The sequence below is a fragment of the Legionella nagasakiensis genome (assembly GCF_900639915.1).
In the GTDB taxonomy this organism is placed as follows: Bacteria; Pseudomonadota; Gammaproteobacteria; order Legionellales; family Legionellaceae; genus Legionella_A; species Legionella_A nagasakiensis.
The window spans coordinates 1-22,233 of sequence record NZ_CAAAID010000010.1; the positions used below are offsets into that span (position 1 = coordinate 1).

The following is a 22,233-nucleotide window of genomic DNA, read 5'->3' on the forward strand; positions in this document are numbered from 1 at the left end:
ACTCTTCAGTTTAATCTCTCAACATCAGTATCTCTACTGACTCACTTCATCTCTTTCAAGCACTCCAGTCACTCAAAGCGCCCACACAGTTTGTCTTCTATCTTCTTAATCAGCTCGCCCTCAAGGCAGTGACGCACATTCTACTCATACAGCTCACATTGTCAATCTATTTTTAAAGTTTCTTTAAAAAAATTTCATTTGGAAAGGTATGCCTTGATCACCATGACCTTTGATTAATGAGCTTGCAACAACACTTTCACCAAGCGTCTTTTACCAACTTGAATAATATAGGTATTATCAGGAAGTAATTCTAAGGCGGGACTTGTTATTTTTTCACCATCTATTTTTACTGCGCCTTGATTTATTAAACGTATAGCCTCCGATGTGCTTTTAGTCAAGCCAATCTGCTTTAAAAACTGTGCAATAGTGGCGGATGGTTCATATTTAATAGTCTGTGTTGGTAAATCTTCCGGTATCACTTTTTGCTGAAACCGTTCAATAAAAGTTCTATGCGCTATTTCTGCCTCAGAACTGCTATGAAAGCGTGTAATAATTTCTTTGGCAAATCCAATTTTTACATCACGTGGATTCAATCCTTCCTCAACCGCCTTTTTCATAATTACAATATCGCTGCTTGATTTAAAACTAAGCAGCTCAATATATCGCCACATCAGTTCATCCGAAATAGACATCAATTTACCAAACATCGCATCAGCGGTTTCAGTGATGCCAATGTAATTACCCAAGGATTTGGACATTTTTTTTACACCATCAATTCCTTCAATGAGAGGCATCATCATAATAACTTGTTGTTCACAACCAAAATGCTTTTGCAATTCACGCCCCATTAACAAATTAAATTTCTGATCGGTTCCTCCAATTTCCACATCGGCTTTCAACTCGACTGAGTCATACCCCTGTATTAAAGGATATAAAAACTCATGAATTGCTATGGGTTGCCCAGACGTATAGCGTTTATGAAAATCATCACGTTCGAGCATTCTGGCTACGGTAGAAGTCGCCGCTAATCGAATTAAATCTGAGGGGCTCATGCGATTTAACCATTGAGAATTAAAAGCCACCGTCGTTTTTTCATAATCAAGGATCTTAAACACCTGATGTTGGTAGGTTTGTGCATTTTCCAGTACCTTCTCTGGACTCAAAGGCGTGCGGGTTATATTTTTTCCCGTTGGATCACCAATCATCGCGGTAAAATCACCAATTAAGAAAATCACCTCATGCCCATATTGCTGAAACTGCCGTAATTTGTTGAGCAAGACTGTATGTCCCAAATGTAGATCAGGCGCGGTAGGATCAAAGCCTGCTTTGATTTTTAACGATTTATTTCGCAATAATTTCTTTTCTAATTCCTGTTCCGGCAAAACTTCTTCACACCCGCGAAGCAATTCATAGCATGATAATTCTTCTCTTAACATAACAGCAAAACCTTTTAAATGATTGACCTAACTTCTTCCAGCGGGTATCTTAGCCCGGATAATTTTTTCCTGCCAGCGGATAAATGGCAACAATATAACCCAAGTGTGTGGTGACACATAAGCATTTAAGTAAATCATAGTCCTTATGACTGAATTAATGTAGAGTCAGTATTTCCAAATAGAGACTATTTTTAAGATGACAGCAGTAAAGGCACGAAATGGATCTGGATCTAAAATCAAGAGGTTCACAAAAAAAACCTGCAACGCCTTCCAAATTATTAGCGATTTTTGCCTTATGCGTCGCTATAGCCTTACCTTATTTTCTTGTTAAGACCTTTCGTAATAAACAACCTAAAAATCTTACAATTCAATCCTTATCACTCCCTAAACCGCAGCAAGAAATACCATCTGAAGACGTTGATGAAGACTCAGCGGAGCTGGAAGAACCTCAGTACATAAACTCCATATCTTCTATTCCTCCTGCGATTTTAAATCATGAAAAAACACGTCCTTCCACCAAATTGACGAATGCGAAACAATCAAAACCTGAAGATAAATGGGAAACGGTTATCACCAAAAAAGGAGATACTTTAGCCGGTTTATTTCGCCAGCTAGGTATTAGTCGGAAAACACTTACAGCCGTTCTCCATAATAATCCTCATGCCAAGACATTAACTTCAATAAAGCCAGGTCAGCAATTGCGATTTGTGATACACGATCAGGTTTTGGAAAAATTAATTGTTCCATTAACGCCTACTCAGTCGCTTTTAGTATACCGCAGTGGTCAACGCTATTTAACACAAATCAGTTCACGCAAAGTAACAAGCCACCATCATTATCTCACGGCTACAATCCAAGGCTCTCTATATAATACAGCTAAAAGAATGAGCATACCTTACAAGCTTATCCAACAAATGACTGACTTATTTAATTGGGAAATTGATTTTTCAAAAGATGTACATGCGGGCGATCAATTTACTATTGTATATGAAGCCTTGTACGTCGAAAATAAACGAGTAGGAGTGGGTGAGATCGTTGCCGTAACCTATACCAGTCGAGGAAAAATCCACCAGGCAATACGTTATAAGAATAAAGCCGGTGATTACAATTATTTCACACCTCAAGGTGTTAGTTTAAGAAAAGCATTTACGCGATATCCATTGAAATTCAGCCATATTAGTTCAACCTTTAGTCTGGCTCGAATGCATCCCATCTTACATCGAAAAAGACCTCACAAAGGCGTTGACTTGGCTGCCCCCATTGGCACACCAATTCATGCAGTAGGAGATGGCATCATAGACACCATTGGACGTCATAGTGGCTATGGCAATATGATTAAAATTATACACAACAAAAAATACAGTACCGTATATGCTCACATGCTTAAATTTCAAAAAGGATTGTCAAAAGGTGACCGAGTCAAACGTGGCCAAATCATAGGTTACGTTGGACAAACCGGCTTAGCAAGTGGACCACATTGTCATTATGAATTTCATATTAATAAAAAACCTAAAAACCCTACAACCGTAGATCTGCCTCGCGCAGCTTCTGTTCCGGCACGAGAGATGGCATCGTTTACTGCTAACGCGTCGGCTCTTCTTGCACAAATGAAACTTTTTGAAGAAGCGCAGTTTGCGGCGTCAGGGAAAAAGGCAGTGAAAACGGCTTAAACAAGAAATACTGTCTCCAGAACAAGGCGTCACGAGATTAAAAGCAAGCAACAATCAAACAATCCTCGTGACTCTTAGAACCTGTCTTCAGGATCGCTAGGCTGAGGCTAAAAGCCATACATCGTAGTATGTGAGCCAGAGCACAGAAAATCGAGGCTTTTAGCACTGCCTAGTTAGACTATGAAGACAGGTTCTAAGTAAAAAGATAACGACAGATAACTACCGTTGCAATAACTCCAGCAAGATCCGCAAGCAATCCAGCTGGAATTGCATGACGAGTGCGACGAATGCCTACCGCACCAAAATAAACTGCAATCACATAAAAGGTGGTTTCTGTGCTGCCCATCATCGTCGCCGCCGCTTTGGCAATAAATGAATCTCCCCCGTGCTCATGAATTAATTCCGCCATGACACCCGTTGCTGCACTGCCTGAAAAAGGGCGAATTAAAGCAAGAGGTAATAACTCAGCCGGCATGCCAATAGCAGTCAGCAGCGGGGCAAGCAAGTGATATAATAATTCAAAAAAACCTGAGGCGCGCAACATCCCAATAGCAACCATCATTGCAATTAAATAAGGGATAATACTTACACTGGTTTCAAATCCTTGTTTTGCTCCATTAATAAACGCATCAAAAACATTGATTTTCTTTACAGCACCATAGAGAGGAATACCCACGATAAATGCTAGAAAAATCCAATTAGATATTTGGGTAGCCAATTCACTCATTCATTATCCATTTGCTTTTATCTGATAATAAGGCAGCTTTGCTAGCTGTGTTACCGCAACAATACCCACGATCGTTGAAACCATGGTCGCTATCAATGAGCTAAAAATAACATTGCTGGGATGCAAATTACCATTTGCTGCGAGAAATGCGATGGCAGTCGCAGGGATAAGCTGAACACTTGAGGTATTGATGGCTAAAAAAGTACACATGGAATTAGTGGCCGTATGCACATTTACATTCAAACGTTGTAATTCTTTCATCGCTTGCAAACCAAATGGTGTTGCAGCATTGGCAAGTCCCAACATATTTGCGGCAATATTAAGAACCATCGCACCCATGGCAGGATGTTCAATAGGGACATCGGGAAATAATCGATGAAACACCGGCCTGACTGCCCGGGCAAATATATTTATCAATCCTGACTCTGAAGCAATACCCATAATACCGAGCCATAAGGCCATGATGCCTGTCAACCCAATGGCTACCTCAAAGCCCAACTTGGCAGAATCAGTCACCGCATGAACAACCTGGTCAATTCGACCTTGAATAAGACCAACAATAACAGCAAGAAAAACCATACCTAACCATATTGCATTCAACATGTTGGTCCTCCTAAGAGCTTGTCAAGCCCTAACATACTTTACCCATCTTCATTGAAAAGATACCATTACCAATTACGTTTGCCTTTTTAGTCGGAAAGATGATGAACACTTCAAGTGCTTTTAAACGGTTTTTACTTATAGGTTGCATGACATTATTCACATTACCACTTTTTGCCAAGTCAAACGATTTAAACCAAAAGACAGACCAAATAATTGGTCAACTATATCACAGCCTAAACCAGATGCCGATATCTGATATGGCAACCCGACTTGAGATTATTAGTGCAAAATTGCTTGGAAAACCTTATCTGCTAGGGGCCTTAGGAGAAGGTTCTAAGGGACGGTATGATCAATACCCACTCTATCGTATGGATGCTTTTGACTGTGAAACTTACGTAGATACCGTGCTGGCTGTCGCTTTTGCCAATAACGTTTCTCAGTTTAAACAGTGCATCCGCAAGCTTCGTTACCGTAACGGGCATGTATCGTTTATTGACCGCAATCATTTTGCAAGTCTTGATTGGAACAAAAATAATCAACAGCAAGGATTCTTGCAAGATATTACCACCACGATTAAGAATAAAAAGAATCAATCAGTCGCCAAATCAGCCAATGCACTCATTGATAAACCAGGCTGGTACCAACATTTTACCTATAACAATATTCGTCTTAGTGATGTGAATACAAAAGAACAAGGCAAACGTCTGAATGAATTAAAAAGAAAAGGCCGCCAATTACAAGCCCTAAATGCATCAATTTCATATATTCCATTATCAGCACTTTTTGATTCTTCAGGAAAAGCCAATGAGTATCTCTTCAAACAGATACCTAATGCCGCAATCATTGAGATTATTCGGCCTAATTGGGATTTGCGTGAAAAAATAGGTACTTGCCTTAATGTTTCCCATCTTGGATTTGCTTTTTGGAAGCAAGGCACATTAATGTTTCGCCAGGCTTCATCCATTCAAAATCATACGGTAGATGTGTCATTAATTGATTATTTGCGCGATGCCAGAAAAAGCCCAACCATCGACGGAATTAACATTCAAGTCGTATTACCAAACCATCCTTTACCACCTGGTTGCCATGCTGAATAATGCATATAAGGCACAGAACAAAAAAATAGCGCTATTTTTTAGGATGAATTCACCTCAAATCATATAGTACGTTCCCATTGCAATCGTGCGATTGTAAGGCAATTGGTAAAATTCAATATTTAAATTAGCCGAGTAGTTTCTTACCAAAAAAGCAAATAATTTCTCTTGCCAGTAAAACCAAAGGGTTTGCTTCTCTCGGCTGGCAACAACATTAGGGATTTCAATCATATAAGTCGCCGCTTCAATATTCACCTTGAAGGGAAGAATCTTGCGATCATTGGCGACATAAAGTGCCTGTGGAATGGAGACAGTATCCATAAAGCCATAATGCAAAGTTAATTCACAGATATTCTCCTTCAGGCACGATACCTCGAAGCGCTCCAGTGAAGCTACATAAGGCGTATCTTCGACAACGTAATTGATGATTAAAATATTTTCCGGCAATGCTCGGTTTAATTTTAAAAAATGAAGAAAGCTGCCACCGCTTTTATCGTAAATATCTGTAATAAATATGGCTGTAGTATCTGGCAGCCGATTCAAACTCTTGTAATCAAACTGTTTTAATATTTTTGATAACTCCTCCTTTTTCATATAATACGCTTTATATAAATACCGCCGGCCTTGATGCCAGGTATACATAATAAAGGCGCATATCAAAGCAAATACGATCGGTACCCAGCCTCCGGTGATAATTTTTTGAATATTTGCTCCTAAGAACGAAAAATCGATGACACTCAAAAAAGAAAACAAAACAATCAATAAGACGGGATTCCAATGCCATTTTTTAATGGCCAAGTATGCAATTAACGTGCTGGTAAGGATCATATCTAAGTTGACTGCAATGCCATAGGCATGAGCAAGTGCATTTGAATTCTTAAAGGTAAGAATTAATAATAATGTCCCTAAAGCAAGAATAAGATTCATTTGTGGAATATAAATTTGACCTTTCTTAGATTTAGACGTCTGCACAATCGGTAAATGCGGATATAGACCCAATAACACGGCCTGTTTAGTCAATGAAAAAGTGGCAGAAATGACCGCTTGCGATGCAATGATGGTTGCCAGAGTAGCAAGGATTAGCAAAGGAAATGAAAACCATTTTGGGGCAAGCAAATAAAACGGATTCACTATGGCTTCAGGATGCTGCAATAAATAAGCCCCTTGGCCAAAATAATTCAATAACAAGCCTGGTAAAGCCACCATAAACCAGCTGATACGTATAGGGTTTCTACCAAAGTGGCCCAAATCAGCATAAAGCGCTTCGCCACCTGTGACCACCAGAAATATGCCCCCTAACAGTGCATAACCCTTCCAGCCATTGATCCTAAAAAAATCGTAGGCATAGACTGGATTTATGGCCTTCATCACCACCGGATTATGAAAAATTTGCACGGTTCCCAGTATTGCTAAGGTTACAAACCAAATAAAAATAATCGGGCCAAAAACAAACCCGATTTTTGCCGTACCATAAGATTGCACAGAAAATAATACAATCAAGATAATCATCGTCAAGGGCAAAACCCAATGAGATAATGCAGGAACAATAACATGAAATCCTTCTATCGCACTGATGACCGAGATGGCCGGGGTTAGCATTCCGTCTCCCAACAGCAAGCCTGCGCCAAAAATGCCTAAAATAAAAAATATTTGTGTTTTCTCACCAATAAACCGCTTCAAAAGTGCTAAAAGAGCAAGAATCCCCCCCTCACCGTCATTATCAGCACGAAATAAAATAATAAGATATTTAAAAGAAATAACTAAAATAAGCGACCAGAAAATCAGTGATAAAACACCAAGAACATCAGCAAGATTAATGGGCAGTCCATCAAGCGATTCTCGCATGGCATAAAGCGGACTTGTGCCAATATCTCCATAAACAACGCCAAGCGCGGCCAGCGACAGTGAAAATAATGTTGGATTGTCGGACGTAGTTTTATCACTCACAGCTAAAAATCCTTATTAATCAAATTGACTTACCTTCTTACAATCCAGAAAATAGAACATAGGTGATTGTGGGAATAATATCCGAATTCAAGATATACATTTTTTATAAATTATCATTTTCTGGTCTGCCATTACATAGATATAGAAATATTTTTCTCTTAATATCTATTTAGGCATGCTCTTGCCTAGTTTATCGAATTTGCAAAAACACTTGTTAAAAGAAGCTCATTTTATCAAGAAAGCTCACGTGTTGATTGCGAAATCATGAGGGATGCTTAATAATGGAAAAATTGAATGGCTACAGGAGTTAAAATGTCGGTTGGGATATCTACTGGGCGCTTGGCGTTGGTCAGTTTGTTTTCTTTGACATTAACCAGCTGTTTCCATCCTCCTTATAACAATTTCCAAGAAGATAAACGTACTCTGAGGTATACAACCTTTGGCGGCAGCTTTGGCGCAGGGGTTGGTGCCATAGCCGGAGGTGTTGCGGGGAGTGCCGCAGCCGGTGCGGTTATTGGAGGAGTAACGGGCGCCTTCATTGGCTACCAAAAAAATCTCAGACCCGCCATCATTAAAGAATTGCAAGAACAAGATATTCAATACGTCCAATATGGCGATACCATGACACTTATTGTACCAACCGATAATTATTATTTATTCAATAGCCCAGTGCTTAATGAATTAAGTTATCCAGGATTAATGAATATTGTACGACTTCTTAAGTTTTATCCCTGTACCCCTATCTATGTCGCCGCGTTCACTGATGATGTTGGATCGCGTCGTCACAAAAAAATGCTGTCGCAAGCACAAGCAGAAGCCATGCTCACCTTTTTATGGGCAAATAACATCGACGCTCACCGATTTCGTGCTGAAGGCTATAGTGATAAACATCCAATAGGCAATAATAAATGGATTCATGGCAGCGCTTATAACCGCCGTATTGAAATCCAATGGCTCAACGCACCAGGACAGCCAGCGAAACCAATCGCCTACCTTGGAGTGACCAAGTAAAAATCCCTAACAACGCCATAGGGCGCGGCTTTAACTCAATGGAATTGTTCATATTTCGATGTTCTGATATGATGGACGACTGGTTATCGGCAAATAGTTTCATGCGCTCTAGGTTTATTGGCGGAATTCTTCTTATTGTTGGCACATCCATCGGCGGCGGCATGCTTGCTTTGCCCGTCGCCAATGCAGCCACAGGCTTTTGGCAATCCTCACTTTTCTTGCTTTTATGCTGGATTATCATGACGCTGGGTGCTTTTTTTATTCTGGAAGTTAATCTTTATCTTCCTCCAGGTAAAAACATGGTTTCCATGGCCGCAGCAACCCTTGGCAAACCTGGATTGCTTGTCGCTTGGTTAAGTTACCTTTTTCTGCTTTATACCTTACTTTCTGCTTATATTTCAGGAGGAGCGGATGTACTGGGTGGATTACTGCGGCTAATCAGCATTCATGCCAGTGAGTGGCAACTATCCACCTTGTTTACGGTACTTTTTGGTCTTGTGGTGTATGGAGGGATTCGTCAAGTTGATTTACTAAATCGTGCCTTGATGTTTGCCAAGTTAGGAGCTTATTTCATTCTTATTCTCTTAATCTCGCCATACATAAGCACAAATCATTTTCAGGAAGGAAATGTCCGATACGCCACGGGAACCATCATGATTTTGATTACTTCCTATGGCTTTGCCATCATTGTTCCCAATCTTCGCGACTATTTTAATGATAATATTAAGTCTTTGAAGAAAGTGATCTTTGTTGGTTCTCTTATTCCATTACTTTGTTATATCGCTTGGGATGCCGTTATCATGGGCACCCTGCCCGCCAATGGAGACGATGGCCTAATATCATTGATGCATGATGAGCATACGACCAGCTCACTGGCAGCCATGCTTTCCAACACAGTAAATAACAACACCATCAGTTCCTTATTTAACTTTTTTACCTCCATCTGCATGTTGACTGCCTTTCTGGGGGTTTCTTTATGTCTTGTCAGTTTTTTGGGAGACGGCCTTAACCTCTCCGCAAAAGGAAAAGAAGGACTGGGCTTGTTTTTATTAACCTTTCTGCCGCCATTGATTCTGGTTATCTATTATCCTGGAGCATACATTCACGCTTTAAATTATGCAGGGTTTTTCTGTGTGATATTGTTATTATTATTGCCTGCATTAATGTCTTATTTTGGCAGAAAACATTTTTCGCCAGCATTCATTGTTCCTGGTGGTCGAGCAAGTCAACTGTTGGTGATTATCAGTTCCCTGCTTCTGCTTTATGTAGCAATGTAAACTTATTAAAGCTTGCTTATTCATACTATCTGAGAAATACTGAACAAACGAGTCTAATGACCGTGCCGATGAAGCAAATGGCATGGGTATATTGACAATTTTTGAGATATAAATTAACATATTGAATTATTTTTAAACAATCGGAATATCCGTGCTTAACTCCAAACTCATAGGCGGTGTATTACTTATTGTCGGAACTTCTATCGGTGGCGGAATGCTGGCACTTCCCGTTTCTACTGCCGCTGCTGGCATTACCAACTCTATTTTCTTTTTAATTGCCTGTTGGTTGATTATGACTGCAGGCGCACTATTGATTCTTGAGGTTAATCTACGACTTCCAGCCGGCAGTAACATGGTATCAATGGCACGGTCGACACTCGGGTTGCCCGGACAAATTATTGCTTGGATAACGTATCTTTTTTTACTCTATACGTTACTTGCAGCCTACATTTCAGGCGGCAGTGACGTATTCAGCGGCCTCTTGCACAAAATGAATTTAGACTTGCCAAACTGGCTGACCGCGCTTGGTTTTACCTTATTATTTAGTCTGGTTATATACAATGGGATTCGCACCGTAGATTATGTCAATCGCGGCTTAATGTTCGGCAAGTTAGGGATCTATTTATTACTTATATTAATTATTAGTCCCCATATTGAGGTACCGACTTGGCGTGGTGGCTCACTTCCTGCCATTACCGGTAGCCTGATGATTTTAATCACATCATTTGGTTTTGCCTCCATTGTTCCCAGCTTGCGCGAATATTTTAAAGACGACATACCCAGCTTACGCAAAGTGATTTTATTTGGTTCACTTATCCCTCTGGTTTGTTATATCCTATGGGAAGCGGTCATTATGGGTGTCATACATCGAGAAGGTAGTAATGGCTTGCTTGCCCTGATGGCCAGTGAGCATGCAACCAGTGGTTTGACTGATGCTTTGAGCCATGCCGTCCAAAGCCCGTTAATTACTCGATTTTTTGAATTTTTTACTTCAATTTGTATGATCACAGCCTTTCTGGGTGTATCTTTAGGCTTATTTGATTTTCTTGCCGACGGCTTAAAGCTTAGAAAAGCAGGCAAACAAGGGCAGCTTACTCTCGCCTTAACGTTTATTCCTCCCTTAGTGATTGTGATGTTCAATCCAGGCATTTATCTGAAAGCATTGAGTTATGCAGGGATTTGCTGTGTTATTCTATTACTCTTGCTGCCAACCATCATGGCTTGGCGGGGACGCCTTCTTGTTTCTGAAGATTCTGCCATCTCCATCCCTGGCGGACGCTTTAGTCTGATGATCGTCGGCTCAATTGCCCTTATTTTATTATTTATAGCATGGCATCTGGGCTAGGCCACATAAGCATTTTTTGTATTTTTCCTTGCAGCTGAATCTCGGGAAGAAAATTCATACCAATCTTCATAAAAAGTTTCCATGTTTCGCCATGTTCTAAATTGATTTTTTCTATCAGATGACCGCGTCTTTGGTTAAGAGATTCCATAAAATTAATCGTTCCCTGAGCGCCCAACAAAGAACAAACAGAAAGCACGCACTTATGTTCCAAAAATAAATTCTTTAATAACTGTTCTTCAAGATATTCAAATTTCTTATGTACCTCGTTAGCATCTGGTAATCCAATATCTCGCTCCAAATCTATCTCACACACCAAGCGATGCTCATCATCAAGGATCGTCGAAAATAATTTAGGTGCAACATTACTTTGTTGGAAAGCACGGAAAATTTCTTCTATCCAAATCTGATTCAAACTCAATAATACATTACCAATTTTTGGACAATCTTCATTACGGATAAAATTGCAGAGTATTTCAATATTCTCATTAGGTGCAGGGGGTAAAGCATGGGGAGCGCATAAAATATAAAGAATTCTAGTGAATAAAATGCCGCGGAAAATTTCATCTAATAATAAATTATGCATCAACTCCTTATGGAATAAGGAATCCATTTTTTCTTCAAATTTCAGCGGCACCTGAATAGCCAGTATTTCTAATTGCGCCAATAATGTAAAGACGTAAATATATAATAATCGTTTATCTTGCTTCAGCTCAAAAGGTAGGCCATCTTTAAACAAATCGTGAATACGATTTTTAATGCGTGTCTTTTCTTTTTCAGTTATTTTATTCCAACCCTCTAGAATCCATTTTTCAGCATCCCAAGACGGTCTTAATAACTTATCAAGTTCATCCATAGCCTCCCCCTCTGAACATTGAGGTCGATTGCATCATATCGAGTTAGCATAAACCATGTCAAGGATGCGATTCGAACGCTAATTTTGTTATTATTACCAAGACAGCATCCACACTGGATTAACGCACAATATTTGATGGTTATGATAAAAATAAGGCCGTTTTTAAAATGGGCAGGGAACAAATACCGCTGTCTTGATAATATTTTAAATTCACTGCCAACTGCAAATCGTTTGATTGAACCGTTTGCTGGTTCTGCAGCTATTTTTATTAATTCAGACTATCCTTATTATTTGCTTGCCGAAGAAAATAAAGACTTGATTGCCTTGTTTTTACATTTACAACATGAAGGTCAATCATTCATCTCCTTTTGTGAACAATATTTTTGCCACACGAACAATTGCGCCATGCGCTATTATGATCTTCGCGAACAATTCAATCAATGCACCAACCCAAGACAAAGAGCGGCACTCTTTTTATATTTAAACCGACATGGTTACAATGGACTGTGCCGTTACAATCGAAAAGGCATTTACAATGTTCCATTTGGTCGCTACCAAAAGCCTTATTTTCCGAGAGCTGAAATGGAGCACTTTCATCGAAAAAGTCAAAAAGCCCAATTCATTCACTGTGACTTTCGAGAAACATTTGCTCATGCTTCACCGGGGGATTTAATCTATTGTGACCCTCCTTATGCGCCCCGCCTACAAAGCAGCAATTTTACCTCTTATACTGATAAAAGATTCGGAGAAAAAGAACAAATCGTTCTTGCTGAGCTGGCGATGGAAAGTGCCACACGCGGGATCACCGTCATCATTTCCAATCATGATACTGATTTTACCCGCCATCATTATCGTTTTGGCGAAATTAAATCCTTTACAGTAACTCGCTCCATCAGCTGTCAGATTAACCGTCGTTTACCAGTGAATGAATTACTGGTCATCTTTCGTTAAGAAACTAGACTTGGCACAACAGAAATCACTATCACAACGACTAATGTCCGATGGTTCTGAGATCTTTCAAGAAAAATGCAACAATCATTACCATCAATAAGGAAAGAGGCAGAATCGATAAAGCCAGCTGATAATCAACGACCGTATAAACATGCTCACCAGCCACCATACGACCATCACCAGATACATCCAGTAACTTACCTACTAATGGTTGAAAAATAACCCCTCCCAGGGTAACAATCATGTTGGTTGCTGCAAAAACCGTGCCGGATAACTGAGCACCACTATTCTCCTTGGCCATTATAAATACAATAATCTCCGTCGCACTGAATACGCCATAGAAAAATAGCAACACATTTAAAGATAAGTAGGAAAGGCCAGGGACATACAACACCAAACTGATGCACACCAAGGCCATGATCGCCCCTAAAACCAACGGCAAAACACGACGACCGGTTAAATCAGAAAAATATCCGGCCACAGGCGCACCCACTGCCCAGCCAAGAAACATCACCGAAATGGTTCTTGCTGCCTCAACTTTTGTCAGGTGATGGGCTTGCTCCAGGTAAGATTTCCCCCATAACTCGCCAAATACCGATAATGAAGTGTATAAGCAGGCCCCGACAAAACCAATCAACCAGACTTCAGAAGACATAAGCACACGCAAAACATTCTGAAAAAATGCTGGTAATGGCTGCATTTTTACATGATACCCACCAGGCCCATCCCGGACGATTAAAACTATCAAAATGGAAAGCAAAGCACCAAAGGCAACCATCAACAGCAAAACAGGCTGCAAACCCATCGTCAAGGTGAGTTCAGTTATTTTTATTTCGCCATACACCAAACCTAACATGCCTAATGTAGTAATCAATCCTGCTACCAATGAAAAATATCGCTGAGGAAGCCAATGCAGTGCTAACGATAATACGCCCACAAACGCGAAAGAAGAGCCAAAACCAACTAGAAAACGACCACTTCCGGCGATGAGCATGGAGGAAGAAAAAGTAAACATGAATGAGCCAACGGTACAACATAAGCAAGCAAACGTCAGCAACCGGCGAGGTCCAAAACGATCCATAAGCATACCAACAGGCAGCTGCATAGGTGAGTACGCAAAATAATAAAATGCAGATAACTGCCCAAATGTTGAAGCAGAAATATGACCAAACGCTGCGCTTAATTCGCTTTGTAACGCACCGGGAATAATTCTTAATACAAATTCATAACAATAAAACACCGCTCCTATGGCGCAAATGAGAGATCCAAAATAAATTTGTTTCCGTTTTGTCAAGCTATCTTTAACCATTTGAATCGGCATTAGCATAGGTTTCTCTTAGAAACAGCGTTAAGATCGCCGCCACCAAAATACCAAGTGGAATAATGGACATAGCAAATTGATAATCATCTGCCGTATAAAATTGCTGCATTTTATCCAAAGGAATATCCTGAATTGGCAATGTTGTTGCGTGTGAGCGCGCACTCCAATCCAATAATTCACCCACAAGCGGCTGCAAAAACATCGCTCCTATCATCACAATCATATTCGTCATGGCAATAGCCGTCCCTGCAGCTTCTTTAGGGCTTAATTCACGGCCAACAGCAAAAACAATAGCCTGGGCACTATAGAGTATACCCAAGAGGATCATCAAGGCATTTAATCCTGTTTGATTTAAACCGGGTAAATATAAAATCATCATCATGACCAATGCCGCACCACTTGCCCCTATCATCATGGGCAATTTTCGTCGTTTAAAACGGTCAGAAATAAAACCCATCAGTGGAGCCCCTATAGTAAAGCCAAGAAATAATAAAGAATTCGCAAAATGAGCACCCGCCTCTGAAACACCATGGGCATGTCTTAAATAAGGAATCCCCCATAATTCTGCAAATACCGTGGTAGGCAAATAAACTAAACAACCATAGACACCATTAATCCATATTTGTTTGTTACGGGCGATGATTAACAAATCAAGCATATTTTTCTTAAAACTGTCTATTGTTCCCTTCTGTCTTTGATAACGTTTTTGATCCTTAATGCCAAACCATAATACGACAGCCAGTCCCACACCAAAAATAGCTGTAAAATGCACCGTCGATTGCCAACCTAGCCAGAATACCATGTGGCCTAATAAATTATCACCAATCATTGCACCAATGGTCCCCAAAGCGGCAGCCATCCCCGCAACCATCGCCAACTTATCTTCTGGCAACCATATAGTTGCCAGTTTTAAAACACCGACGAAAGCAAATGCTGACCCTAAACCAACCAGAAATCGTCCGAACGCGGCTACCGAAAACAAGGTTGTACCAGCAAATAAAAAAGTGCCAATAACACACATCATACAAGCAGCGGTTAACAACCGTCGTGGACCAAATCGATCCATGAGTACGCCCACTGGAATTTGCATAGGCACATAAGCATAGTAATAAAAAGCAGATAAAAAACCAAAACCGCTGGCTGATAAATTAAAGTGGTTACGTAATTGGGGCTCCATGACGCTTGGAGAAATACGCAAGAAATATTCATAAGCGTAATATACTGCACCTAAACCACAAATTAACCACGCGATTAAATGATATTTTTTATTGCTTTTAATAGACAAAACACGCTCCTTAACTTATTGGGTTAAGCATAAGTTTTAAGTTATGATGCTATACTGCGTTTTTGCGGCTAACGCCACTTGTAATGGCGGCATTTGCTACGGCGAGTGATACTCGTTCGCGTAAACGAGGATCAATAGGCTTGGGAATAATATATTGAGGCCCAAATTCCCAGTCGATTACACCAGGATAATTTTCTTTAACTTGCTGAGGCACTGGTTCATGCACAAGCTGACGGATCGCTTCTACCGCGGCAATATGCATTGCCTGATTGATGCGAGTGGCCCGCACATCAAGTGCGCCACGAAAAATATAAGGGAAACATAATACATTATTCACCTGATTCGGATAATCACTACGTCCTGTAGCAATAATCAAATCATCACAAATCTTCAAGGCCAATTCAGGCCTGATCTCAGGATTAGGATTGGATAACGCAAAAATCACCGGTTTAGGCGCCATTAATTTCAATAAATCAGCATTGAGTAAATCCGGCTTTGCCACACCAATAAAAACATCCGCATCCACCAAAGCATCAGCCAATGTTCGCCTCTCAGTCGCTCGAGCAAAAGCGTATTTATAGGCATTTAAATCTTCGCGGCCGGTATGGATAACGCCCTTACTGTCCAACAACAGCATTTTATTTTTATCTGCGCCTAAGGCTACTAATAAACGCATAGATGCAATACCGGCAGCGCCTGCCCCTATGCAGACAATACGCACCTCAGACAACTTTTTCTGCTGCAGTTCTAAGGCATTCAGTAAAGCAGCCGCTACAACAATCGCCGTCCCATGTTGATCATCATGAAACACAGGAATATTAAGTTGTTCAGAGAGCGCTTGCTCAATATCAAAACACTCTGGGGCCTTAATATCCTCAAGATTAATACCACCAAACGTTGGTGCAATATTTTTAGCGGTAGCAATAAAAGCTTGGGGCTCCTCAGCATTCACTTCAATATCAAACACGTCAATACCAGCAAAGCGCTTAAACAAAACAGCCTTACCTTCCATAACAGGCTTGCTTGCAAGTGCTCCCACAGCACCTAAACCAAGCACCGCTGTTCCATTGGTCATCACAGCAATCAAATTACCTTTAGCCGTGTAACGATAAGCGTCTTCCGGATTATCCGCGATAGCAAGCACTGGCTCAGCTACCCCTGGCGTATACGCAAGAGATAAATCATCTTGAGAGTTTGTTGACTTAGTCACGTGTACGCCCAGCTTCCCTGGAACTGGAAACTCATGGTAGTGCAAAGCCCGTTCTTTTAAAACATCTTTATCCAAGGTGATTACTCTCTTTTCAAAGAATTCGGAAAAAAATCATATAGAAAAATCAAAGGGATGAACAGTTTTTTTTTGCAAAAAAAAGGCGCATTTCATTGCGCCGTCAATCCATTTCTTTGTTTTTTATTAAAAAACTTGAAGCTAAAGCACATTTATAAAATAAAATTAAGCTTCCTTCTGCGCAGTACCACGTGCTTTATAGCGATCACGGAATTTCTGTACTCTTCCACCTGTATCAACCAATTTTTGCTTACCAGTATAAAAAGGATGGCATTGAGCACAGACTTCAATAGCTAAATCGTGACATAAGGTTGAGCGAGTTTCAAATGAATGCCCGCAGCTACAAGTCACTTTGATAGTCTCATATTCAGGATGGATCGAAGCTTTCATAACATCAGTACTCTCTATAATTACCTAACCGGCATCGCCACCTGATCATTGTCAGGCACCATGCTCATTAATAAATGACGTGGCACGATAGCAGATATCCCATTTAAAATCAAATTTTGCCTAATCGAGTTTGACCCAAACAGGGGCATGATCGGAAGGACGTTCTGCGCGACGCGGTTCGATATCAATCTGGCTATCCACACATTGTTCAAGCAAAGAATCGCTAAGTAAGATATGGTCGATACGCAACCCCATATTACGGCGAAATGCAGCCGCACGATAATCCCACCAACTGTAAGTAATTTCCTGTGGATGAATGGCACGAAAACTATCTTTTAATCCTAAATCAATGAGCGCTGCAAATGCCTGACGTTCGAGAGGACTCACCAGTACTGACCCTTGCCACGCTATTGGGTCATAGACGTCTTTATCCTCCGGAGCAATATTAAAATCGCCCACAACAGCCAGTTTAGGATATTGACGCAGTTGCTCTTTTATAAATGCCGTTATTTTTACCAGCCAATTTAATTTATATTGATATTTATCAGAACCAACTTCTCCTCCATTAGGAACGTACAAATTAATGACACGAACACCCGCGATAGTCGCCGCCAAAATCCGCCGCTGCGGGTCAACAAATCCGGGAACGTCAGTAACTACCGATTCGATGGGTTGCCTGCTAATCAATGCTACGCCGTTGTAGGTTTTTTGGCCGGAAAAGACCACATGCAATCCTATCTCCTGAAATGCTTCACATGGAAATTGTTCATTAATTAATTTGGTTTCCTGCAAAGCCAATACATCCACCTCATTGTTTTGAAACCAGACGATAACTTGCTCCAAACGAACCTTCAGAGAGTTCACATTCCAACAGGCCAATTTAAGCACACCAATCTCCTTGATATTCAATCAATAAAGGCGCGTGATCAGAAAATCTTGTTTCACGATAAATATCAACATGCACAACACTGTCAATTAACCCCGGAGTAATCACCTGATAATCAATACGCCACCCCACATTCTTCGCCCATGCCTGCCCTCGATTCGACCACCAGGTGTATTGTTCTTCTTGTTGATTTTGCAAGCGAAATGCGTCAATAAAGCCCATTGTTCCAAACAATTCATCCATCCAGGCACGTTCTTCAGGTAAAAAGCCCGAATTTTTCTGATTGCTGCGCCAGTTTTTAATATCAATTTTTTTATGAGCAATGTTGTAATCGCCGCAGATAATTAATTCCCGTCCCTCAGCTTTTAATGCCATCAAATGCCTCGAAAAATAATCAAGAAAATCATATTTGACGGCTTGGCGTATATCACCACTGGTGCCAGAAGGCAGATAAAGTGATATCACGCTCAATCCTGGGTAATCAAATTGAATATAACGCCCCTCTTCATCACAATAATTAAAGCCCAACCCTTTGATAACCTGTATGGGCTTTTGCCGCGCGTAAATAGCAACACCACTATACCCTTTTTTAATCGCATCAAAGTAATCACAATGGTAGTTTTGTGGAAAATAGACAGCCTCTGAAGCTAATTGTTCAATTTGCGCCTTGGTTTCCTGAATACAGACAAAATCGGCATTCTGTAATTGCAGCCACTCATAAAATCCCTTACGAGCGGCTGAACGAATACCATTGGCATTAAAACTGATTACTTTCACAACATTCACCAATATCTAAAAATTTATATCTACCGCTTGAATAGTTCTAATACTATTACTTTAGTTCAACACTATGGCCAACAAAACGATAGAATAATTATTTTTTATTCATTTGAACAGCAACTCTTGCTAAACGCTCTCCTAATTTCTTTGCCAGCAACATTTCATCCTCACTTAAAAGATTATCATGATTTATCCCAGAGACATGGGTTGCTCCATAAGGAGCACCACCCGTTCTTGTAGTACTTAAAGTAGGTTCCGTATAAGGTAAACCAACGAGCAGCATCCCGTGATGTAGCAAAGGCAACATCATGCTGAGTAACGTGGATTCCTGCCCGCCATGCATAGAAGCGGAGGAAGTAAAAACACAGGCAGGTTTATTCACTAAATCACCTGCCAACCATAAAGGCGTTGTGCTATCAAGAAAATATTTCAAAGGTGAGGCCATATTACCAAAACGAGTCGGGCTTCCCAAAGCAAGTGCCTGGCAATGCTGTAAATCCTCTAAAGAGGCATAGGGTGCGCCTGCATCAGGAATCACTTTATCCACAGCTTCACAAGTCGCAGAAACAGGGGGAACCGTGCGAACTCTTGCTTCAAATTCATCGACATAACCTATGCCTCGCGCAATATATTGTGCAAGCTTGGCAATCGCTCCATATCGCGAATAATATAATATTAATATGTAAGGTTTAGACATGAACAACAGGCTCCCATGGCAAGCGCGATATACGGCGCTTCGTTATGATGATAGCACATTCCGGCAGAACGATATTCTATAAAAAAATCATCCATTGCCAAATATTAAACTATTAGGGAGCTAGAATAACTTTATTGAAGGGAATGAATATCGTTACGCTGCCAGACCAGGAAATGTAGTGCTTAACCCGGCCGTAATCATGTCCACTGCCATTGCTGCTAAAATTAATCCCATGATTCGAGTGACAATTTTTGTGCCTGAATCACCAAGAACACGGCCGACAAATCCGGAAAAAAACAATAAAACAGCAACAATAGCTGCAAGAACAGCATCCACAACACTCATCTGTAAATATCCGCCCCACCCACTAAAATCATGGCCGTAGATGACAATCGTACTGATTGCCCCCGGCCCAGCAATGAGTGGAAGAGCCATAGGAATCACCGCAATGGAATCACGTTCCTTTGCTAATGCATGTTCTTCGGTGGTGTGCTGGATAGGGCTGGGCTTGGATTGCAACATATGCAAACCCATTAAAAGAATAATAATGCCGCCAGCAATACGAAAACTTGAAACATTGATGCCAAAAAGCTCCAAGATTAACATGCCTAACCAGGTTACGATGAGTAAAATCAAAAAAACAGACAAGGCCGCTTTTAGCGCTTCGCGACGTTTTTGCGCTTCAGAATAATCCGAAGTTAAACTGAGAAATATTGCCACACCACCAATTGGGTTCATGATAGCAAGCATCGTAATGAAAAATTTGATTAGTAAATGGCTATCCATTGCTGCCTTTTAAGTCATCCTAGAAATAATAAATTATCCTAACATCAGTGCCAATTTTATAGCAAATTTTTGCTATACTGGGCGCCACACCGATTCCACTGATTGAGGTTACTATGCGACTGTTTATTTTATTCTTGCTATCTATCGGGTTGGCTGCGTGTACTCCATCCTATTTCGGCCTATCAAAAGAACAATGGGAGCAATTAACCCCGGCTCAGCAAAATGAAGTCATCAAAGCCTATAATGAGCGGGAAGCAGAAAGGCAGCGGGCTGAAAATGAACAGAATATTATTGCCGAGCAGAATGCCCCTTTAAACAACTTAATCGGCGCATTAAGTGCTGCTGTTCCACAACATACAAAAGAGAAAAAACGTTCAACCACAACTCAAAACAAAACGTGTAATGCAGATGGCACCCATTGTACATCAACATCAACCACTCGTTCATCCGGCTGGCAAATTGGCTATTAATAATATTGGCTATTATATTAGGGTCTGTTTACAATTCTACTATCTTGGCCAAAATAGCGAATGGTTAACAACCCTTAGTACGTTGTTAACCATTCACTTTACAACGCAAAATGAATGGTTAACTGGCCCTAAAGCGGTTCCTCAATAAATAACGGATGAGAAAATCAGGACGATGGATACAACGATAAACCAAAAACTTGCGGTGAAACTGACTGAAAGCAAACGTTTTATCCTCTTTGTTATCCATCATTTTATTGAAGATGATTGTACTTATCGTGCTTCAGCGCTTGCATTTACTACATTGCTGGCCATTGTGCCTTTGATGTCCGTTGGATTTACCATTTTATCCACTTTCCCGGTCTTCTATGAATTAAGAGGCCCATTACAAGATTTCATATTTGAAAATTTTGTACCGGCCACCGGAAAAGTGATTCAAGAATATTTACAACTTTTCGCAACGCAAGTGTCCAAATTATCCATGCTGGGAGTACTTTTTTTATTCATCACCGCCTTGCTGGTCATGTATACCATTGAGCGCTCAATGAATAAAATTTGGCGAGTTAATTCCCCGCGTCAAGGGGTATCCGCATTTTTATTGTATTGGGCTATTTTATCCCTGGCACCATTCCTTCTAGGATTAAGTCTTGCTGCCAGTTCCTACTTTTTCTCCATACCCTTTATCAAAGGATATCATGCCCCTTTATTTCTATTGAGTTGTATTCCCTTTCTTTTATCATTAATAGGATTCACCTTTCTCTATGTGGTTGTGCCCAACTGTCAGGTGAAGTTACGTCATGGATTATATGGCGCGCTGATAGCCACTGCATTATTCGAATCCGCCAAACAAGCATTTGTCTATTATTTAAGTCAATATAACACGTATCAGTTACTCTATGGCGCATTTGCAACCATACCCATTTTTTTTCTATGGATTTACTGGGTCTGGCTCATCACCTTAATTGGTGCAGAGATCACTTACGCTTTAGCCGTTCATTATCAAAGACGGCAAGGCATGCCGCTTGATGGATTTTCCCAAGCTTTATTATGGATGCACTGCCTGTGGCTTGCGCAACAGGAAGGGAAGAGTGTTCCCTTAGAACGCTTAATTAATGCCAGCAATCAACCTTTTGCTGTTGAAATAGGGGATATGCTCGCCATACTCTCGGCACAGAAATTAATACAAACCACCTCCGAGGATCATTATGTACTAAGCCGTGATTTAACTCATCTCACTCTGTATGAATTCTTGCATTTGTTGCCTTATCGCATATCCAATGCAGAAAAACTTGCTGCCTCTGATTCACCAATAGCAAAGCGGTGGCACACTCAAATCCTATCCTCCGATAAACAGCTGCGGCAGAGTCTTAACATTAACCTCGATGAATTGTTTCGAGATGAATAGAGTCTGTTAACCATTCA

Annotated in this window: 21 protein-coding genes; 8 read left to right on the forward strand and 13 right to left on the reverse strand. The window is 40.6% G+C overall.

Features of this window, described 5'->3' with window-relative positions:
• Positions 1-233 precede the first annotated feature (233 nt).
• Positions 234-1,436, reverse strand: a complete 1,203-nt coding sequence (gene tyrS / locus E1O52_RS08955) for a tyrosine--tRNA ligase (RefSeq protein WP_133128375.1) — start codon at positions 1,434-1,436, stop codon at positions 234-236.
• Positions 1,437-1,654: 218 nt separating this feature from the next.
• Between tyrS and E1O52_RS08960 the strand changes: the two genes are divergently transcribed.
• Positions 1,655-3,106, forward strand: a complete 1,452-nt coding sequence (locus E1O52_RS08960) for a peptidoglycan DD-metalloendopeptidase family protein (RefSeq protein WP_133128376.1) — start codon at positions 1,655-1,657, stop codon at positions 3,104-3,106.
• Between the two features lie 193 nt (positions 3,107-3,299).
• Here E1O52_RS08960 and E1O52_RS08965 read toward each other — a convergent pair whose 3' ends face one another.
• Both E1O52_RS08965 and E1O52_RS08970 read right to left on the reverse strand, forming a co-directional pair.
• Positions 3,300-3,833, reverse strand: coding sequence for a spore maturation protein (locus E1O52_RS08965; RefSeq protein WP_133128377.1), 534 nt, complete (start codon positions 3,831-3,833; stop codon positions 3,300-3,302).
• A 3-nt stretch (positions 3,834-3,836) separates the two neighbouring features.
• The gene (locus E1O52_RS08970; protein ID WP_133128378.1) at positions 3,837-4,436 is read right to left on the reverse strand and encodes a nucleoside recognition domain-containing protein; all 600 of its coding nucleotides are present in this window, start codon (positions 4,434-4,436) and stop codon (positions 3,837-3,839) included.
• Positions 4,437-4,678: 242 nt separating this feature from the next.
• Between E1O52_RS08970 and E1O52_RS08975 the strand changes: the two genes are divergently transcribed.
• Positions 4,679-5,533, forward strand: coding sequence for an N-acetylmuramoyl-L-alanine amidase-like domain-containing protein (locus E1O52_RS08975; RefSeq protein WP_242602215.1), 855 nt, complete (start codon positions 4,679-4,681; stop codon positions 5,531-5,533).
• A gap of 54 nt (positions 5,534-5,587) precedes the next feature.
• Here E1O52_RS08975 and E1O52_RS08980 read toward each other — a convergent pair whose 3' ends face one another.
• Positions 5,588-7,477, reverse strand: a complete 1,890-nt coding sequence (locus E1O52_RS08980; RefSeq protein WP_133128380.1) for a potassium transporter Kup — start codon at positions 7,475-7,477, stop codon at positions 5,588-5,590.
• Positions 7,478-7,789: 312 nt separating this feature from the next.
• On the opposite strand from E1O52_RS08980, the gene cmpA reads away from it, so the two are divergent.
• From cmpA to E1O52_RS08995, 3 genes are all read left to right on the forward strand, one after another.
• Positions 7,790-8,488: a C-OmpA-like family protein CmpA gene (cmpA, locus tag E1O52_RS08985; protein ID WP_133128381.1), complete on the forward strand. Its 699-nt coding sequence runs from the start codon at positions 7,790-7,792 to the stop codon at positions 8,486-8,488.
• 101 nt (positions 8,489-8,589) lie between these two features.
• A complete protein-coding gene (locus tag E1O52_RS08990) occupies positions 8,590-9,765 on the forward strand; it encodes an amino acid permease (RefSeq protein WP_133128456.1) in 1,176 nt (391 codons plus the stop codon).
• Between the two features lie 151 nt (positions 9,766-9,916).
• Positions 9,917-11,110, forward strand: a complete 1,194-nt coding sequence (locus E1O52_RS08995) for an amino acid permease (protein ID WP_133128382.1) — start codon at positions 9,917-9,919, stop codon at positions 11,108-11,110.
• On the opposite strand, the gene E1O52_RS09000 is transcribed toward E1O52_RS08995, so the two are convergent.
• Positions 11,088-11,963 carry a hypothetical protein gene (locus E1O52_RS09000; protein ID WP_133128383.1) on the reverse strand — a complete coding sequence of 292 codons (876 nt, stop codon included), beginning with the start codon at positions 11,961-11,963 and terminating at the stop codon, positions 11,088-11,090. The two genes, E1O52_RS08995 and E1O52_RS09000, sit on opposite strands and share 23 nt — an antisense overlap.
• Positions 11,964-12,104: 141 nt before the next feature.
• On the opposite strand from E1O52_RS09000, the gene E1O52_RS09005 reads away from it, so the two are divergent.
• Complete coding sequence (locus tag E1O52_RS09005) at positions 12,105-12,914, forward strand: Dam family site-specific DNA-(adenine-N6)-methyltransferase (RefSeq protein WP_133128384.1); 810 nt, start codon at positions 12,105-12,107, stop codon at positions 12,912-12,914.
• Between the two features lie 40 nt (positions 12,915-12,954).
• On the opposite strand, the gene E1O52_RS09010 is transcribed toward E1O52_RS09005, so the two are convergent.
• The 8 genes from E1O52_RS09010 to E1O52_RS09045 form a co-directional block, all read right to left on the reverse strand.
• Positions 12,955-14,241: an MFS transporter gene (locus E1O52_RS09010; protein ID WP_242602216.1), complete on the reverse strand. Its 1,287-nt coding sequence runs from the start codon at positions 14,239-14,241 to the stop codon at positions 12,955-12,957.
• Positions 14,216-15,520 (reverse strand): MFS transporter, encoded by a 1,305-nt coding sequence (locus tag E1O52_RS09015; protein WP_133128385.1) that lies wholly within the window; start codon positions 15,518-15,520, stop codon positions 14,216-14,218. Before E1O52_RS09015 ends, E1O52_RS09010 begins: the two co-directional genes overlap by 26 nt.
• Positions 15,521-15,569: 49 nt before the next feature.
• Complete coding sequence (locus tag E1O52_RS09020) at positions 15,570-16,805, reverse strand: malic enzyme-like NAD(P)-binding protein (protein WP_133128386.1); 1,236 nt, start codon at positions 16,803-16,805, stop codon at positions 15,570-15,572.
• A gap of 165 nt (positions 16,806-16,970) precedes the next feature.
• The gene (gene rpmE, locus E1O52_RS09025; RefSeq protein ID WP_133128387.1) at positions 16,971-17,195 is read right to left on the reverse strand and encodes a 50S ribosomal protein L31; all 225 of its coding nucleotides are present in this window, start codon (positions 17,193-17,195) and stop codon (positions 16,971-16,973) included.
• 120 nt (positions 17,196-17,315) lie between these two features.
• Positions 17,316-18,083, reverse strand: coding sequence for an exodeoxyribonuclease III (gene xth, locus E1O52_RS09030; RefSeq protein WP_133128388.1), 768 nt, complete (start codon positions 18,081-18,083; stop codon positions 17,316-17,318).
• Positions 18,076-18,858, reverse strand: coding sequence for an exodeoxyribonuclease III (locus E1O52_RS09035; RefSeq protein ID WP_133128389.1), 783 nt, complete (start codon positions 18,856-18,858; stop codon positions 18,076-18,078). Before E1O52_RS09035 ends, xth begins: the two co-directional genes overlap by 8 nt.
• Before the next feature lie 97 nt (positions 18,859-18,955).
• Positions 18,956-19,558 carry an NAD(P)H:quinone oxidoreductase gene (wrbA, locus tag E1O52_RS09040; RefSeq protein ID WP_133128390.1) on the reverse strand — a complete coding sequence of 201 codons (603 nt, stop codon included), beginning with the start codon at positions 19,556-19,558 and terminating at the stop codon, positions 18,956-18,958.
• Between the two features lie 153 nt (positions 19,559-19,711).
• Entirely contained in the window at positions 19,712-20,344 is a 633-nt protein-coding gene (locus E1O52_RS09045; protein ID WP_133128391.1) for a MarC family protein, read from the reverse strand.
• 113 nt (positions 20,345-20,457) lie between these two features.
• On the opposite strand from E1O52_RS09045, the gene E1O52_RS09050 reads away from it, so the two are divergent.
• Together E1O52_RS09050 and E1O52_RS09055 are read left to right on the forward strand one after the other, a co-directional pair.
• Positions 20,458-20,814: a carbonic anhydrase gene (locus tag E1O52_RS09050; protein ID WP_133128392.1), complete on the forward strand. Its 357-nt coding sequence runs from the start codon at positions 20,458-20,460 to the stop codon at positions 20,812-20,814.
• Positions 20,815-20,986: 172 nt separating this feature from the next.
• Positions 20,987-22,216, forward strand: coding sequence for a YihY family inner membrane protein (locus E1O52_RS09055; RefSeq protein ID WP_133128393.1), 1,230 nt, complete (start codon positions 20,987-20,989; stop codon positions 22,214-22,216).
• Positions 22,217-22,233 lie beyond the last annotated feature (17 nt).

Bases quoted from the DNA above. Each gene is read 5' to 3' on its own strand.
- tyrS (WP_133128375.1), bottom strand. From the start codon at position 1,436: ATGTTAAGAGAAGAATTATCATGCTATGAATTGCTTCGCGGGTGTGAA.
- E1O52_RS08960 (WP_133128376.1), top strand. From the start codon at position 1,655: ATGGATCTGGATCTAAAATCAAGAGGTTCACAAAAAAAACCTGCAACG.
- E1O52_RS08965 (WP_133128377.1), bottom strand. From the start codon at position 3,833: ATGAGTGAATTGGCTACCCAAATATCTAATTGGATTTTTCTAGCATTT.
- E1O52_RS08970 (WP_133128378.1), bottom strand. From the start codon at position 4,436: ATGTTGAATGCAATATGGTTAGGTATGGTTTTTCTTGCTGTTATTGTT.
- E1O52_RS08975 (WP_242602215.1), top strand. From the start codon at position 4,679: ATGCCGATATCTGATATGGCAACCCGACTTGAGATTATTAGTGCAAAA.
- cmpA (WP_133128381.1), top strand. From the start codon at position 7,790: ATGTCGGTTGGGATATCTACTGGGCGCTTGGCGTTGGTCAGTTTGTTT.
- E1O52_RS08990 (WP_133128456.1), top strand. From the start codon at position 8,590: ATGCGCTCTAGGTTTATTGGCGGAATTCTTCTTATTGTTGGCACATCC.
- E1O52_RS09000 (WP_133128383.1), bottom strand. From the start codon at position 11,963: ATGGATGAACTTGATAAGTTATTAAGACCGTCTTGGGATGCTGAAAAA.
- E1O52_RS09005 (WP_133128384.1), top strand. From the start codon at position 12,105: ATGATAAAAATAAGGCCGTTTTTAAAATGGGCAGGGAACAAATACCGC.
- E1O52_RS09010 (WP_242602216.1), bottom strand. From the start codon at position 14,241: ATGCTAATGCCGATTCAAATGGTTAAAGATAGCTTGACAAAACGGAAA.
- rpmE (WP_133128387.1), bottom strand. From the start codon at position 17,195: ATGAAAGCTTCGATCCATCCTGAATATGAGACTATCAAAGTGACTTGT.
- wrbA (WP_133128390.1), bottom strand. From the start codon at position 19,558: ATGTCTAAACCTTACATATTAATATTATATTATTCGCGATATGGAGCG.
- E1O52_RS09045 (WP_133128391.1), bottom strand. From the start codon at position 20,344: ATGGATAGCCATTTACTAATCAAATTTTTCATTACGATGCTTGCTATC.
- E1O52_RS09050 (WP_133128392.1), top strand. From the start codon at position 20,458: ATGCGACTGTTTATTTTATTCTTGCTATCTATCGGGTTGGCTGCGTGT.
- E1O52_RS09055 (WP_133128393.1), top strand. From the start codon at position 20,987: ATGGATACAACGATAAACCAAAAACTTGCGGTGAAACTGACTGAAAGC.